Genomic DNA, 14140 nt, shown 5'->3' on the forward strand with positions numbered 1-14140 from the left:
CCTGCCCTCAGCGTGCGTGGTCCTGCAGAAACCTGACCAAGTCGGCGAGCTGCGGGGATGCGTCGGTGTCGGAGCCGTTCAGCACCCTGGTGGCCCCGGTGTCCTCGACGGTGACGGTGTAGGACATCGCATCCCGAGCCGCGCCGCGCCCGGCCGATGAGGCCGCGGGCCCGGCCGGCGGGGCGGCGTCCGTGCCGAGCGCCGCCTCCGCCAGCCGGGCCAGCTCCTCCGCCTGCTGCGGCGGCAGCAGGCGGGTGTCGGCGACCCGGACGGCAGCGACCCGGTTGATCGCCGCCGCCAGGCCACCGTGCTCTTGCAGGGTCACCCTCACTCAGTGCCTGCCCGCCAGCGCCTGCACCTCGGCGGCGAGTGCCTGGACCTGGGCGGTGAGGCCCTCGAGCTGCTGGGAGATCGAGGGCGCCGACCCGTTGTCGTCGCCGGGCGTGGCCGGCGGGACCGTGACCGGGACGCCCACGCCCTCCCAGGCGTCCGCGACCGCCTGTTGCTCGGCGCTTCCCGAGCCGTACAGCTCGCCCGCCTTGGCGTGGGTGGTCGCGGCGAAGTCGGCGAACTGCGCATGGGCGGTCGAGGCCTTGAGCGACTCGTACCAGATGTGGCCCGCGGCCTCCCACGAGTTGCCGCCGATCCCGGTCGCGACGAGGTGGAAAGCCTTGTTCGGGATGCCCGAGTTGATGTGCACCCCGCCGAAGTCACCCTCCTCGGTGTCCGGCAGCTCGACGAAGTCGTTCATGTGCGCCGGCTGCGGGTCCTTGCCGAACAGCTGGTTGTCGAACGCCGTGCCCGGGGCCTTCATCGAGCGCAGCGCGTCGGCGTCGATGCCGGGCGTGAAGACGTCGGCCCCGATGAGCCAGTCCGCGTCGGCAGCGCTCTGCTTGAGCGCCCACTGCTTGACCATCGACCCGAAAACGTCGGACATCGACTCGTTCAGGGCGCCGGGCTGATCGTGGTACTCCCACGCGGCGGTGAACTCGGTGACGCCGTGCGCCAGTTCGTGCGCGATGACGTCCAGCGAGCCGGTGAAATCGCTGAAAACGCGTCCGTCACCGTCGCCGAAGACCATTTCACTTCCGTCCCAGAAAGCATTGTTGTAACGCAGCCCCCGGTGGACGTACCCGTGCAGCCGCATGCCGAGGCCGTCGATGGAGTCGCGTTCGAGCACCTCGCGCAGGAATTCCCGGGTCACCCCGAATCCGTCGTATGCGCGATTGACGGATTCGTCGGCCACCTCCTCGCCGCCCTCCGTCCGGGCGAGCGTGGCGATCCGCAGGAGGATGCCGGTGCGGCAGTCGAAGATCGACCGGCGACCGGCTACCGGGGCCGAAGCAGCCCCCGCGAGCAGGGACCGGACGTTCCGCTCGCCGCGGAGCTGGGCGGTGGAAACCAGCGTGGCCAGCGCGGCGCGGCGGATCTGCGCGTCGTCGCTCTCGAGCAGACTCTGAAGAATGTACGGCGGTGTGATGCAGGTCAGGCGCCGGCGATTGACGGTCACGGCTTCAGCCTCCTCCAAGGCACGGAATGGGTTTGTTCTGTGCCCGGAGTCCCTGGTGTGCCCATGATCCGCACATCGGCCGGCGGTCGCAGAATTTCCTCACCGTGACACCCGCATCCGCCCTGGTCCAGACGAAAGTCCAAATGGCGACACGCGCGATCAGAACGGCCGCGGAATCATCGCCGGGCCCATTAGAGACGGCCGTCGATCCGTTATCACACCGAGCTGGCGGAACTGCTCTCCTGCCGGTCGGCGAAGTCCTTCACCGCCCGCGACGTGAGGTGGCGATGCAGCTTCACCAGCTGGCTCACTTCTCGGCGCATGGTCGAGGTGGTGGCGCGCACGTCCGGCAGCAGACCCTGGCCGGGCTCCTGGTCGATCCTGGGCGCACCGGTCCGCGCCTCACGGCGGGTCGCCTCGATCCAGCAGGCGACGGCGACGAGACGTTCCCGGCTCGGTTCGGCCACATCGACGGCGTACTCCGCGGCCTCGCCCAACAGCCGCGGCGTGGCCCAGCCGTCGTGCAGGAAGGTGATGCTGTCCCGGATCTCGACGACCCGCTGGTGCAGCAGCTCCCAGCTGTCGCCGGAGCTCAGGAGATCGGCCGGTCGCGATCGCGGCTCGTGCAGGACCAGCTCGGGCGTCGCCTTCCGCAGCAGCAACCACAGCCCGTACAGACGCTGCCGGCGGGCCCGGTAGAGCAGGGCCCTGCGCATCGGTTCCAGCGCGGCGACGGAACAGGCGAGGGCGACGACGACGAACCGTGTGAAGGAGAACCAGAACCCGGCCACGGCGAGGCCGGCGGGGGTATCCGGCACGAACCACCGGACGGCCCGGATCACCAGGTACGGCAGTTCGGCGCCGACGCCCAGCGCCAGGGCGATCATGCTGACCCGCAGGATCGGGCTGCGCATGGACCGGGCGGTACGCCAGAAGATGGCCGCCGCCCCGATCGCCGTCGTCGCCCCGTACCCGATCCAGGCGATGGCGTAGGGGATCCACCAACCATGGGCCTGCTTGCCGTATCTGTCGGCGTCCGGGGTGAGGACGAACAGCACGACGGCGATGACGGCCATCGTCGCCGCGGCGACCAGCGGAGCGCGGAAGGGTTGCCCCGATCCGGGGTGGGCGGCCCGGTGCAGGTGCAGGGCGAACCACCAGACGGCGGCGAAGTCGGTGAGCGCCACGAGGGACACCACGAGGTCGCTCAGGTGCGCCACCCCGCTCGTGCCGTCGATCCACCGGGCGACGCCGGCCTGGATGACCACCGAACCCAGGGCGAGGCACAGCAGTACGACCCACGCCGGGCGCTGCTGCCGCCGCCGGACCGCGGGGAGGCGCAGGATCAGCACCGTCCAGACGATGATGAGGAGCACGCCTCGCAGGCTCTCGACCCAGCCGGGCACGTCACGCACGGAAGGCTCCGAGCAGCTCCTCGGCGCGCCGTTCCGTCGCGCTCAGGTCGGGTGGGGGCAGCTGCCCCGCCGCCTTCAGCACCATCGAGGCGAACGTCTCGGCGAGCTCCTCCTCGATGCTGTTGCAGACCCGCGCGAAATCCCGTCGCGGCGTGCCGTGCCCGGCCAGGACGTGGCATATCTCGTGCAAGATGATGTGGTCCCGGTAGTAGCCGGTGGCCGAGGCGCGATGGATGATCCGGTCCCGGCTGCCGTCGTCGTACCACAGGCCCGAGGGCAGGCCCCGCAGCCGGACCGCGTGCACGGTCAGGGGGCGGCCGCGTGCCGCGGCGACGTCGCGGCAGAGCGTCTCGATGTTCCAGGGCTTGGGCAGGTCCGGAAGCCGTGCGACGAGCCTGCCGGCGATCGCGCGCGTGTACTTGGACGTCAAAGCCCTCTCCGTTCTCCGCCCCCGGGGGCATCGCCGGCTCACCCTCGGTCGGTGTGGTCGCGCTGTCCGTCACGGTTCTTGACCATGTGGATGGCCATCTCGATCGCTGCCAGTTCCTCGGGGCGCAGCGAGGAGAACCGCATCGCGAGCGTCTCGACGTCCGTCTCCGCGGCAGTCTCAGCTGCCGGCATGAGGGCGGACGGCGGCACTCCGAGGAACCGGGCGAGGACGGCCCTCGTCCGGTCGGTGATGTTGACGGCGTCACCGCTCAGGATGTTGTGCATGTGGCCGTGCGAGATGGAGTCGCCGTCGTTGGCGTCCTTCATGTGCCGGGCCAGGACCCGTACGGAGGGGACGCGGCCGCGGCCGTATCTCTGCTCCAGGAGCCTGAGGACGGTGCTGGCCAGCCAGACCCCGGAGGTGTCGCCGGCAGACGTGCCGTTCATCGGGTCACCCCTTCCTCCGGACGCCGGCGAACAGGTCGTCCTCGGGCAGCGGCGCCCCGCTGCGGTCCCAGGTGCGGATGTACGTCTCCCGGCCCAGCACCGCGGGCAGCTCCTTCGCGAAGAGCCGCTCCATCCAGGTGTCGCGGACCTGGCTGGCGTGCGCCAGGATGGCGGCCTGCTTCCGGGCCAGGACGACTCCCACGTCGACGGTCGTGGTGATCCGCTCGTCCACGCGTTCGGCCTCGGCGCTGGTCTCCGGTTCGGCGAAGGAGTCGCCCAGCCCCGCCTGCACCGCCGCGTCGTGGATCCCGCGCCAGTAGGAGGCGCCCAGGGCCACGCCGTACGCCTTGACCGGGATGCCGGTGGCCGCCACGGCCCGGTGGGTCGCCGCCGCGGCGTGGGAGTGGTCCGGGTGGTAGCGCCCCTCGGGGTCGTACGTCACCACGACCTGCGGGCGGTAGCTGCCGATGAGGGCGCCGATCCGGTCGGCGACGTCGTCGACGGGGACGTCGCTGAAAGCGTCGGACGGGCGCGTGTCCGCCATCCCCGAGTCGCGGTAGCCGAGCAGCTCGAGGTCCGTGACGCCGAGGTGGGCGCAGGCGTTACGGAGTTCCGCCACGCGGTCCGCACCCGCCGCCGGCGTGCCGTACTCCCCGTTCGTGCAGGTGATCAGGACGACACGCACACCCTGCCGCGCGTAGCGCGCGAGGATGCCGCCGGTGTTGGTGGACTCCGTCCCGGGGTGGGCATGCACCGCCATCAGAACCAGCTCTTGCGGGAAAGGCATCGTCGAGGAGGTCCTCTCGTGGGCGATCGTCATTGACTCCGGTCAGTGTACGGCCCCCCGATGATCGGCTCTTCATACCACCGTCACCGCCTCGCGTCCCGCAATTGTCTACTACACCACAAATAGCGCTCGCGATGTCACGCTCTCGAATGTATTCCATTGAGGACATTGCATCGCGGGCGGCGAAACCGCCGTAAAGGAGGCCGAACGCGCTGTCCACTGTGGCGTCCAATGCACTTGACACGCGACGGGCGCAACTCCTAGGCTCAATCAGGTCTTCATGAGGAATATCGTAATTGTGAAGGCTATCGAAATAGGAACGGGAATGGACACGCAGCGGTCTGCTTCACGGGCGATCCACCGCTCTGAACGCCACGGCAGGTGATCGGGGGCGTCGCGCTCTGAGCATCGGAGGCACGTGAGCAGAACTTCCTCGCCAGCCCAGGAGATCTCCGCATGGCCAGGCACCTCACCACCGTGCTGACCGACGACATCGACGGCGGCAGCGCCGACCGTACGCTCGAGTTCGGCATCGACGGCGTGACCTACACCATCGACCTCTCCGAGAAGAACGCCGGCAGGCTGCGCACGGCACTGCAGCCGTACCTGTCCGCCGCGACCCGCATCGGTCGCGGCGGAAACCAGGGTCGCACCGAACGCCGCGCCGGGTCCGGACAGGACCAGCACCGCGCGATCCGGGAGTGGGCCGACCAGACCGGGTACGAGCTGGCCGGCCACGGCCGCATGCCGATCTCCGTCGTCGAGGTCTTCCACCACTCCCACTGACGCCACCACGTTAGTACGGTTGACGATATATTACGGCTGCCGTAGGTTGCCCTGTCATGCAGGAACCGACCTTCTTGATCCTTTCGGCCCTCGCGGCCGAGCCACTGCACGGCTACGGCGTGATGCAGTCCGTGGCCGAGCTGTCCGACGGCGACGTACGGCTCCGGGCGGGCACCCTCTACGGCGCCCTCGACCGGCTGGCCGAGCAGGGACTCATCGAGATCGACCGGGAGGACGCCGTCGACGGCCGGCTGCGCCGCTACTACCGGCTGACCGACGGCGGCGCGGCGGCGCTCGCCACCCAGGCCGACCGGCTCCGCCGCCGGGCCGCGGCAGCCGAGCGCCAGCTCGGCCGCAGAGGCACTCCTCGGATCGCGGGAGGCGCAGCATGACCGGCGCCGCATGGCCCGCGGGCGACGTCCGCCTGGAACGGTGGTATCGCCGGCTGCTCCTCGCGTACCCCGGCCACTACCGCCGCCGGCACGGCACCGAGATCCTCACGACGATGCTGGAGGCGGCGGAGCCCGGACGACGCCGCCCGGTCCCGGCGGAGGCGGCCGACCTGCTGCTCGGCGGCCTGCGCCAACGGTTGCGGCTACCCTCCCGGAGGCCGTTCGCGCTGATGGCCGCCGTGCTGGCGACGGTGGCCCTGGGCGCCTTCGGCGCGGCCGCGGGTTCCTGGGCGGGCGAGCGGACCCTGCCGGCCCTGCCGTCCGAACGCGAGGCATCGGCCCTGGTGAGCGACCTCACCGGCGGGATCGTCGAGCCGTGGATGGGCACTTATGGAAGGCCGTACCACGCGCCTGTCCTTCACGGAGGGACCGGTTCATATCCCGGGGACCCGCTGACCACGGCCGGCTGGCGGGCCGAGCAGGCCCGGGACCGGCTCGCCGCGGACGGCTGGACGATCACCCGGTTCGGCGTCTCCTCGCTGCCCGTCACCGGCCCGGGCCGCAACGGATACCTCTCCGCCGCACGCGACGGGGTCGTGTTCGAAAGCCGTTGGACCTCCGACATGAACGCCGATCTCAGCGTCGACATCTTCGCCCGGCGCAGCGGTGCGTACCTGCCGATCACAGTGGCCGGTGGCCTGCTGGGCGCAGTGACCGGATGGTTGCTGGCCGCCTGGGGCGCGTACCGGATGCGGGTGCTGCCGATCCTCCGCCGCAAGGTGGCCGCCAGGCTTGCGGGGCTTGCCTTCGCCTGGTCCGCGCTTCCCGTCGTGGTCCTCGGCGGCGCCGCCGCCCGGCTGGTGCTCCGGCATCTCGGCGACGACCGGATGCCGGTGTTCAGCCTGCACGCTCCGCTGTATCCGGGCGTCCCGTTCCAGCAGCTGAGGACCTCCTGGATGCCGATCGAGCTCACTCTCCGGCTGGTTCCCGGGTCGGCCCTCGCCGCGGCGCTGTGCGCGGTCGCGGCCTTGGCCGTCATGGCCGGACGGACGACCGCCGTGCCCGGCCTACTTCCGGGTGCGGCGCAGCCGGCCGAGCAGGGGTGAGGACCGCCGGGGTTCGACGTCCTCCACCTGGATGACGAGGGCGTTCGACGTCCCGCCGCCCGGCGCCGGGTTGACGACGACGAGCTGGAGTGCGCCGCCCTCGTCCAGGGCGCGCTCGTCGATGGTGAGCTCCATGGCCGTGTCGCTCACGACGCGCTGCGCGGCGGGGACATCGCCGCGCCCGTCGCCGGCGCGGCTGACGCGGGCGGTGGACTCGGCCGCGAAACCCTCGCCGAGGAGCCGCAGCACCGCGGTGGCGTTGCGCGGCACGCTGCTCGGCGCCACGGCGACCAGTCGTGGCGCCGGCAGTGCCACCTTGTCCTTGCGCAGCGCGTCGCCCTTGCGGTCCTGCACGCGGAACAGCGTCGTGAAGACCTCCTCCAGCTTGTCGGTGGCCTGCTTGGAGAAGAGCCCCACCAGACCCGCGAGGGCGGCCATGCCGTACGGGTTGACGTCACTCGTGTCGGCCTGGGCGGCCAGGAACCCCCCGCGGATCGCCAGGTAGAAGATGACGGCGAGGGCGGCCCCGATGAAGATCCGCAGCAGGTACCACCACACCCAGCTCAGCGCCAGGGCCCGGTTGCCCACGTACGTCGCGAAGGAGGTCGCGGCGTGGACGAAACCGCCCAGGGCACTGCTCATCACCACCAGCAGGAGCAGGGCCGCGTCCGGGACCAGCTGGAGGGTGACGACGCCGAAGAGCTGAACGCGCTGGGCCGGAGCCGGGCCGGTGCCGCCCGCCGTGGCGACGGTCACCGCCGGCCAGATCACGACCAGGACGTACACCAGCACCGTACCCATGACCATCAGGCCCAGGCCGAGCAGCGTGGTGATCCAGGCGAGCAGCTTCGGTGAATCAGCCGTCATGCCGATTCAAGGTAGTGCGCGGCACCGGTACGGGCAGCGGCGTTGTCGGATATCAGGAAGTCGGAGGAGGACTTCGGGATGCGTACGGCGCACAGCAGCCCGCCGCCCATCGCGAGCGCGTACAGGATCATCGCGAGCACATAGGAGCGCGGACCGGGCAGGCCCGACGCACCGGCCGACCAGGTGAGCACGGTGCCGCCGACGGTGGCGCCGAGGCTGCCGCCGACCGTACGCATGACGGTGTTGACCGCTGCGGCCACCCCGGTCTGTTCCCGCGGCACGGCCTCGACCACCAGGGCACCCACCGCCGCGAAGGCGAGTCCCACGCCCGCGCCCATCACCAGCACCGCGGTGCAGACCTGCACCAGCGAGCCGTGCAGGAGCGCCAGCATCAGGTACGCCGAGCCGGCGACGGCCGTACCCGCCGTCAGCGCTGCCCGCGGCCCGCGGCGGCGCACCAGGCGGCTCTGCACCGGCATCACCAGCAGCGTGCCGAGCGCGGTCGGCAGCATGATCAGTCCGACCGTCGTGGGCCCGGCGCCGAACCCGATCCCGCTGCTCGCCGGCTGGCTCACCAGCAGCGGTACCAGCATCCACGAGCCGAACATGCCGAAGCCGAGCAGCAGGGTGGCCGCGTTGGTGGCGCGGACGGTCGGCAGCGCGAGCATCCGCAGGTCCACCAGCGGATGCCGGGCGCGGCGCTGCCTGCTCACCCATAGCGCCGCGAGTGCCGGCACGGCCAGGCCCGGCACGAGCACCGGTGCGGACGTCCACCCGTAGGTGCCGCTGAGGCTGATCGCGAGCAGGAGCAGGCCGAGCCACGAGGCGAGCAGCGCGGCACCGGCCCAGTCGATGCGGCCGTCGTCACGGCGCCGGCCGCCGCCCGGCAGGAGCGCCGCCACAGGGATCATGGCGAGGGCCGAGACCAGCGCCGGTACGCCGAAGAGCCAGCGCGAGGAGGCGACGGACAGCATCGGGCCGACCGCCACCGTACCGGCGGCCCCGCCGACGCTCATCACGGTGGAGACGGCGACGAAGGCGCGCGGCCGCCGGTCGGCCGGAAGCCGGTCGCGGATCAGCGCGAAGCAGAGCGGGAACACGGCGCCGCCGAGGCCCTGGATCGCCCGCCCGGCCACCATCAGGCCGAGCCCGCCGGCCGCCGCGGACACCGCGGACCCGGCGCTCATCGCGGCGAGCGCGGCGAGCAGGACGCGGCGCTTGCCGTAGAGGTCGGCAAGCCGGCCGAGCAGCGGCGTGGACACCGACGCGCTGAGCAGGAAGGCGGTCAGGATCCACGCCGCGCCGGAGGGGGTGGTGCCCAGCTCGCGCTGGAAGACGCCGAGCGCGGGCACCACCAGCGACTGCAGCACCGAGTAGGCGGCGGTGGCGAGGCAGAGGCCGCCGAGAACGGCCCTGCCCCGCGGTGCCGTCACGGAAGGACCGCGGGACGGCGGTCAGCCGTGTTGCGGTTGGCCGGGCGCGGCAGGCCGTAGTGCTCCCGCAGCGTCCGTCCGGTGTACTCGGTGCGGAACCGGCCGCGTTCCTGCAGGATCGGCACCACCTCGTCGACGAAGTGCTCCAGCGAGGACGGCAGCACCGGCGGCATGATGTTGAAGCCGTCGGCGGCGCCGGCGTCGTACCACTGCTCGATCGCGTCGGCGACCTGTGCGGGCGTACCGGCGAAGGTCAGGTGCCCGCGCCCGCCGCCGAGCCGGGCGATGATCCGGCGGACGGTGAGCCGCTCGCGGCGGCCGAGGTTGACCACCAGCGTGCGCCGGCTCTTGGCGCCCTCGATCTCGTCCTCCTCCGGCAGGTAGGCCGGCAGTTCCTCGTCCAGCCGCAGGTCGCCGACGTCGACGCCGAGCAGCTCGGCCAGGCCGGGCAGCGCGAACTCGGGCCGGATGAGCCGGTTGAGCTCGGCGTCGAGCTCGCGGGCCTCGGCCTCGGTGGCGCCGATCAGCGGCACGATGCCGGGCAGGATCTTGACGCTGTCCGGGTCGCGGCCGTGCTCGGCGGCGCGGCGCTTGAGGTCGTCGTAGAACTCCTGGGCGTCGGCGAGCGTCTGGTGCGCCGTGAACACCGCCTCGGCGTAGCGGGCGGCGAAGGTGCGCCCATTCTCCGAGGAGCCCGCCTGCACAAGCAACGGGTGGCCCTGCGGTGTCCGGGGCACGTTGAGCGCCCCGGCGACGCGGTAGTAGCTGCCCTCGTACGCCGGAGGGTAGATCTTGTCGCTGTCGCCCCAGACTCCGCTCTCCTTGTCGGCGACCACGGCGTCGTCGTCCCACGAGTCCCACAGCTTCAGGGAGACGTCGACGAACTCGGCGGCCCGCTCGTAGCGGTCGCGGTGCGCCGGCAGGTGCTCCAGGTTGAAGTTGCGGGCGGCGTCGAGACCGGCGGTGGTGACGATGTTCCAGCCGGCCCGCCCGCCGCTGACGACGTCCAGCGACGCGAACCGCCGGGCCAGGTTGTAGGGCTCGTTGTAGGTGGTCGAGGCGGTGGCGATCAGCCCGATCCGCTCGGTCGCCCCGGCGAGCGCGGTCAGCAGGACGGTCGGCTCCAGGACGCCGGACGGGCGGCGCTCGACCTGGTCCCAGAGCACGGGCCCGTCGGCGAGGAACAGCGAGTCGAGCTTGCCGCGCTCGGCGATGCGGGCGAGGTGCTTGTAGTGCTCGACGTCGGCGGCGGCGTACGGGTCGCTCTCGGGCAGGCGCCACGCCGCCTCGTGGTGGCCGACGCCCATGAGGAAGGCGTTGAGGTGGAGGTGTCCGGGCCGGCTCATGACGCCGCCTGCGGGGTGTAGTGGGCCGCGTCGCCGCCCTCGAGGACGTGGCTCTTGCCGCCGTCCGCGCCGACGGGCACGTCGCCGGCGATGGTCACCCGATGCAGCTTGCGGGGCAGGTCGCCGTAGTCGTCGGCGGCGTAGTGCTGGGTGGCGCGGTTGTCGAAGACGACGACGTCGCCCACCGCCCAGTGGTGGCGCAGCGTGTTCTCCGGCCGGGTCACGTACGCCTGGAGCAGCCGCAGGACGTCCCGCGACTCGGTCCGCGACAACCCGAGGAAGCTGCTCGCGAACCCGCCGATGAACAGGTTCGGCGTACCCGACTCGGGGTGGATGCGGACCACCGGATGCACGGTGCGGTAGCGCTGGGACACGAACACCTTGTGGTACTCCTCGACCTCTTCGTTACGGAACTGCGGATGTTCGGCGTAGTCGTGGTCGTTGGTGTGCACGGCCCACAGCCGGTCGGCGAGCAGGCGCAGGTGCTCGGGCAGGTCGGCGTACGCGGCCGCGGTGCTGGCGAACAGCGTGTCGCCGCCGTACGGCGGGATGACCAGGCTGCGCAGCGTGGTGGCCTTCGGCGGGCGGAGCACGAACGTCACGTCGGTGTGCCAGGAGTTGGCGCGGGCTCCCTCGCCGCCCTGCACCGGCAGGATGTTCGCCTGGCCGTCCACCGAGGGCACGGTCGGGTGGGCGGTGGTCAGCGGCCCGAACGCGGAGGCGAAGCGCAGGTGCGCCTCGTCGTCCAGGTCCTGGCCCCGGAAGATCAGGACCTTGTGCTCGACGAGGGCCCCGTTGAGCTCCCTCGCCAGCGTCTCGTCGATCGGCCGGGAGAGGTCGACGCCCTCGATCTCGGCACCGATGCGGCCCCCGATACGGCGGATGGTCATGGTGGTTCCCTTCTAGTCGGCGGTGCGCCAGGTCGAGAAGCGGCGCTCGATGAGCACGAGCAGCTGGTTGACCAGCAGGCCGATGCCGGAGATGGTGATGATCCCGGCGTACATGTCGGGCACGGCGAAGTTGTACTGCGCGTAGTTGATGAGGTAGCCGAGGCCGGCCTTGGCGCCGACCATCTCCGCGGCGATGAGGATCAGGATCGAGTAGGCGCCGGCCAGCCGGATGCCGGTGAAGATCGTCGGTACCGCCGCCGGCAGCACGACCTTCTGGAACAGCCGCAGGGCCCCCAGGTCGAGCGAGCGCGCCGACTTGATCAGCAGCGGGTCGACCGTGCGCACGCCGCTGATCGTGTTGAGCAGGACGGGCCATGCGCAGGCGTAGAAGATGATCGCGATCTTCGAGGTCTCGCCCAGCCCGAGGATCAGCACGAAGACCGGCAGGATCGCCAGCGCCGCGGTGTTGCGGAACACCTCGAGCAGCGGGTTGAGCAGGTTGGCCACCGGCCGGTACCAGCCGATGAGCAGGCCGAGCGGGATGGCCGCGATGATCGCCAGGCCGAAGCCGGCGAGGGAGCGGGTCAGGCTGGCCTGCACGTGGTTCCACAGCTCGCCCGACTGCACGAGCTGCCACCACGCCGCCAGGACCTCGGACAACGGCGGCAGGAACGTCGCGTCGACGAGGCCGAGCCGCGGGAAGACCTCCCACACGACGGCCAGCGCGGCGATCGCGACGGTCCGGGTCGCGACCGCGCCGGCGACACGCATCACGGGTACGCGCGCGGTCGTCACGATCTCACGTGGCACGGGCAGCACGACGCTAGACACGGGCGGACTCCTTCCTGTCGTCCAGGCCGAGCTCGGCCTTGCGGGCCTTGCGGACCTCGTCGCGCAGCAGGGTCCAGATCTCGTGCCGGTAGTGGGCGAACCGCGGGTCCGACCGCAGGTCCTCGGTGGCCGAGCGGGCGGTGAGCGGGATGTCCACCACCTGCTTGATCCGGCCCGGCCGCGAGGTCATCACCGCGACCCGCTGCCCGAGGTACACCGCCTCGTCGATGCCGTGGGTGATGAACACGACGGTCTTGCCGGTCTTCTCCCAGATCCGTAGCAGCTCGTCCTGGAGCCCGTCGCGGGTTTGCGCGTCCAGGGCCGCGAACGGCTCGTCCATCAGCAGCACGTCGGGGTCGAAGGCGAGGCTCCGGGCGATCGCCACCCGCTGCTTCATGCCGCCGGAGAGCTCGTGCGGATACCTGTCGTGGAACCCGGCGAGCCCGACGAGGTCCAGGTACTCCCGGGCCCGCGCGGCGCGTTCACGGCGGGGCACGTGCTTGGCCTCGAGCCCGAACTCCACATTGCCCTGCGCCGTACGCCAGGGCAGCAGGGCGTACTGCTGGAAGACGACGCCGCGGTCCAGGCCGGGCCCGGTGACCTCGGTGCCGTCGACCAGAATCCGCCCGCTGCTCGCCCGCGCCAGGCCGCCGAGCAGGTCGAGCAGCGTGGACTTGCCGCAGCCGCTCGGGCCCACGATGACCAGGAACTCCCCCGCCCGGACCTCGAGGTCGATGTTCTGCAGCGCGGTGACCGTGGTGCCGCGGGCCTGGAAGACCTTGCCCACATCGTCGAATCGGATCTTGGCGTCGCTCATCGCGCCGCACCGCCCGAGGCCAGCTCGTTGTACTGGTTGGTGTACAGGTCGGACGGCTTGAGATCTTTGGTCTTGAGCTCGCCGGTGCTGCTCAGCCAGTTGATCCAGGTGGTGAAGTCCTTGTCCGTGATGGTGCCGCCCTTGCCGGCCACGCCGTAGCTCTTCCAGAACTTGAGCTGGCTGTCGTCCTCGTTGCGCCCGCGCTTGGCGAGGATGTCGCGGAACCGGGCGATGACCACGTCCCGCGGTTGCGTCCGCGACCACTCGATGGCCTTGGCGACCCCGGTCGTGAAGGTCTTCACCGTCTGCGGGTTCCTCTTGAGGAAGTCGTCGCGCAGCACGTAGCTGCCGCCGGTGAAGGCGCCGAGCAGGTCGAAGTCGGTGTAGAGCGGCCGGATGGCGCCATGCTCCAGAGCCTTGTCCCGCAGCGGCCCACTGAGCGAGGCGACGTCGATCTGACCCTGCCGCAGCGACTGCTCGGTGTTGACCGGCGGCACCACGACCAGCTCGACCTGCTTGATCTCCTCCTGCGTGAGGCCGTTGCGGCTCAGGTAGGTCTTGGTGACGGCCTCGGCGTGGGCGCCGAGCGTGTTGACGCCGATCTTCTTGCCGATCAGATCCTTGGCTGTCTTGATCGGACTGTCGGCGCGGACGTAGAAGCCGTTGTACGTGTCCTTGTCGGACCCGTAATAGCCGATCACGGCGGTGATCGGCGCCCGGCCGGCCTTCAGCTTGACGATCGCGCCGTTGAACGCGCCGCCGAAGTCGATGTCGCCGGTGGTCGCGGCCTGGATGTCCTGCGGGCCGCTGATCGTGTTGCCGATCCACTTGAGTTTGACGTCCCCGAGGTATCCGAGGTCCTCGGCGAGCTCGGGCGGCGTCACCTGGCCGACCCAGCCCTGATATCGCAGTTCCTTGACGTTCTCGGCGGCGCCCGCGGCGGACGATCCGCATCCGGACAGTGCGGCCGCGGCGAGGCTGGCGGCCAGGGCGGCCGCCACGGCGGCTCTGGTCATCTTCATGGGAAGGCTCCTTGCTGCGGGTAGGTGTCATCGGCCCGGGTGGCGGCGGCGCCACGGGAGGA

Annotated in this window: 16 protein-coding genes; 3 read left to right on the plus strand and 13 right to left on the minus strand. The window is 71.1% G+C overall.

What is annotated here, in order from left to right; genetic code table 11:
• Window positions 1-7: 7 nt before the first annotated feature.
• The 6 genes from AB0368_RS08415 to AB0368_RS08440 form a co-directional block, all read right to left on the minus strand.
• Window positions 8-325: a protealysin inhibitor emfourin gene (locus AB0368_RS08415; RefSeq protein WP_366153141.1), complete on the minus strand. Its 318-nt coding sequence runs from the start codon at window positions 323-325 to the stop codon at window positions 8-10.
• A gap of 6 nt (window positions 326-331) precedes the next feature.
• The gene (locus tag AB0368_RS08420) at window positions 332-1510 is read right to left on the minus strand and encodes a M4 family metallopeptidase (protein WP_366153142.1); all 1179 of its coding nucleotides are present in this window, start codon (window positions 1508-1510) and stop codon (window positions 332-334) included.
• A gap of 215 nt (window positions 1511-1725) precedes the next feature.
• Entirely contained in the window at window positions 1726-2925 is a 1200-nt protein-coding gene (locus tag AB0368_RS08425) for an MAB_1171c family putative transporter (RefSeq protein WP_366153143.1), read from the minus strand.
• Complete coding sequence (locus tag AB0368_RS08430) at window positions 2918-3355, minus strand: hypothetical protein (RefSeq protein WP_366153144.1); 438 nt, start codon at window positions 3353-3355, stop codon at window positions 2918-2920. Before AB0368_RS08430 ends, AB0368_RS08425 begins: the two co-directional genes overlap by 8 nt.
• Window positions 3356-3393: 38 nt before the next feature.
• Window positions 3394-3801, minus strand: coding sequence for a hypothetical protein (locus AB0368_RS08435; protein ID WP_366153145.1), 408 nt, complete (start codon window positions 3799-3801; stop codon window positions 3394-3396).
• A gap of 4 nt (window positions 3802-3805) precedes the next feature.
• Window positions 3806-4588, minus strand: a complete 783-nt coding sequence (locus tag AB0368_RS08440; protein ID WP_366153146.1) for a PIG-L family deacetylase — start codon at window positions 4586-4588, stop codon at window positions 3806-3808.
• 456 nt (window positions 4589-5044) lie between these two features.
• Between AB0368_RS08440 and AB0368_RS08445 the strand changes: the two genes are divergently transcribed.
• The 3 genes from AB0368_RS08445 to AB0368_RS08455 are packed head-to-tail and all read left to right on the plus strand — an operon-like array spanning window position 5045 to window position 6872.
• On the plus strand, window positions 5045-5374 hold the full coding sequence (locus AB0368_RS08445; RefSeq protein ID WP_366153147.1) for an Lsr2 family protein: 330 nt from the start codon (window positions 5045-5047) through the stop codon (window positions 5372-5374).
• Window positions 5375-5430: 56 nt separating this feature from the next.
• Window positions 5431-5766: a PadR family transcriptional regulator gene (locus AB0368_RS08450; protein WP_366153148.1), complete on the plus strand. Its 336-nt coding sequence runs from the start codon at window positions 5431-5433 to the stop codon at window positions 5764-5766.
• Window positions 5763-6872: a hypothetical protein gene (locus tag AB0368_RS08455; RefSeq protein WP_366153149.1), complete on the plus strand. Its 1110-nt coding sequence runs from the start codon at window positions 5763-5765 to the stop codon at window positions 6870-6872. The genes AB0368_RS08450 and AB0368_RS08455 overlap by 4 nt, the downstream gene beginning before the upstream one ends.
• On the opposite strand, the gene AB0368_RS08460 is transcribed toward AB0368_RS08455, so the two are convergent.
• From AB0368_RS08460 to AB0368_RS08490, 7 genes are read right to left on the minus strand one after another with little or no spacing between them, the layout of a single operon-like run.
• Window positions 6834-7739 (minus strand): hypothetical protein, encoded by a 906-nt coding sequence (locus AB0368_RS08460; RefSeq protein WP_366153150.1) that lies wholly within the window; start codon window positions 7737-7739, stop codon window positions 6834-6836. The genes AB0368_RS08455 and AB0368_RS08460 overlap by 39 nt on opposite strands.
• Window positions 7736-9172, minus strand: a complete 1437-nt coding sequence (locus AB0368_RS08465; RefSeq protein WP_366153151.1) for an MFS transporter — start codon at window positions 9170-9172, stop codon at window positions 7736-7738. Before AB0368_RS08465 ends, AB0368_RS08460 begins: the two co-directional genes overlap by 4 nt.
• Window positions 9169-10518, minus strand: coding sequence for an LLM class flavin-dependent oxidoreductase (locus AB0368_RS08470; RefSeq protein ID WP_366153152.1), 1350 nt, complete (start codon window positions 10516-10518; stop codon window positions 9169-9171). Before AB0368_RS08470 ends, AB0368_RS08465 begins: the two co-directional genes overlap by 4 nt.
• Window positions 10515-11408 (minus strand): TauD/TfdA family dioxygenase, encoded by an 894-nt coding sequence (locus tag AB0368_RS08475; RefSeq protein WP_366153153.1) that lies wholly within the window; start codon window positions 11406-11408, stop codon window positions 10515-10517. The genes AB0368_RS08470 and AB0368_RS08475 overlap by 4 nt, the downstream gene beginning before the upstream one ends.
• 12 nt (window positions 11409-11420) lie before the next feature.
• Window positions 11421-12239, minus strand: coding sequence for an ABC transporter permease (locus AB0368_RS08480; RefSeq protein WP_366153154.1), 819 nt, complete (start codon window positions 12237-12239; stop codon window positions 11421-11423).
• Window positions 12232-13056: an ABC transporter ATP-binding protein gene (locus AB0368_RS08485; protein WP_366153155.1), complete on the minus strand. Its 825-nt coding sequence runs from the start codon at window positions 13054-13056 to the stop codon at window positions 12232-12234. The genes AB0368_RS08480 and AB0368_RS08485 overlap by 8 nt, the downstream gene beginning before the upstream one ends.
• A complete protein-coding gene (locus tag AB0368_RS08490; protein WP_366153156.1) occupies window positions 13053-14078 on the minus strand; it encodes an ABC transporter substrate-binding protein in 1026 nt (341 codons plus the stop codon). The genes AB0368_RS08485 and AB0368_RS08490 overlap by 4 nt, the downstream gene beginning before the upstream one ends.
• Between the last annotated feature and the right edge of the window lie 62 nt (window positions 14079-14140).

Origin of the sequence: Actinoplanes sp. NPDC051475, assembly GCF_040689425.1 — a bacterium.
In the GTDB taxonomy this organism is placed as follows: domain Bacteria; phylum Actinomycetota; class Actinomycetes; order Mycobacteriales; family Micromonosporaceae; genus Actinoplanes.

Bases quoted from the DNA above. Each gene is read 5' to 3' on its own strand.
- AB0368_RS08455 (WP_366153149.1), top strand. From the start codon at position 5,763: ATGACCGGCGCCGCATGGCCCGCGGGCGACGTCCGCCTGGAACGGTGG.
- AB0368_RS08490 (WP_366153156.1), bottom strand. From the start codon at position 14,078: ATGAAGATGACCAGAGCCGCCGTGGCGGCCGCCCTGGCCGCCAGCCTC.
- AB0368_RS08445 (WP_366153147.1), top strand. From the start codon at position 5,045: ATGGCCAGGCACCTCACCACCGTGCTGACCGACGACATCGACGGCGGC.
- AB0368_RS08470 (WP_366153152.1), bottom strand. From the start codon at position 10,518: ATGAGCCGGCCCGGACACCTCCACCTCAACGCCTTCCTCATGGGCGTC.
- AB0368_RS08435 (WP_366153145.1), bottom strand. From the start codon at position 3,801: ATGAACGGCACGTCTGCCGGCGACACCTCCGGGGTCTGGCTGGCCAGC.
- AB0368_RS08485 (WP_366153155.1), bottom strand. From the start codon at position 13,056: ATGAGCGACGCCAAGATCCGATTCGACGATGTGGGCAAGGTCTTCCAG.
- AB0368_RS08460 (WP_366153150.1), bottom strand. From the start codon at position 7,739: ATGACGGCTGATTCACCGAAGCTGCTCGCCTGGATCACCACGCTGCTC.
- AB0368_RS08450 (WP_366153148.1), top strand. From the start codon at position 5,431: ATGCAGGAACCGACCTTCTTGATCCTTTCGGCCCTCGCGGCCGAGCCA.
- AB0368_RS08475 (WP_366153153.1), bottom strand. From the start codon at position 11,408: ATGACCATCCGCCGTATCGGGGGCCGCATCGGTGCCGAGATCGAGGGC.
- AB0368_RS08440 (WP_366153146.1), bottom strand. From the start codon at position 4,588: ATGCCTTTCCCGCAAGAGCTGGTTCTGATGGCGGTGCATGCCCACCCC.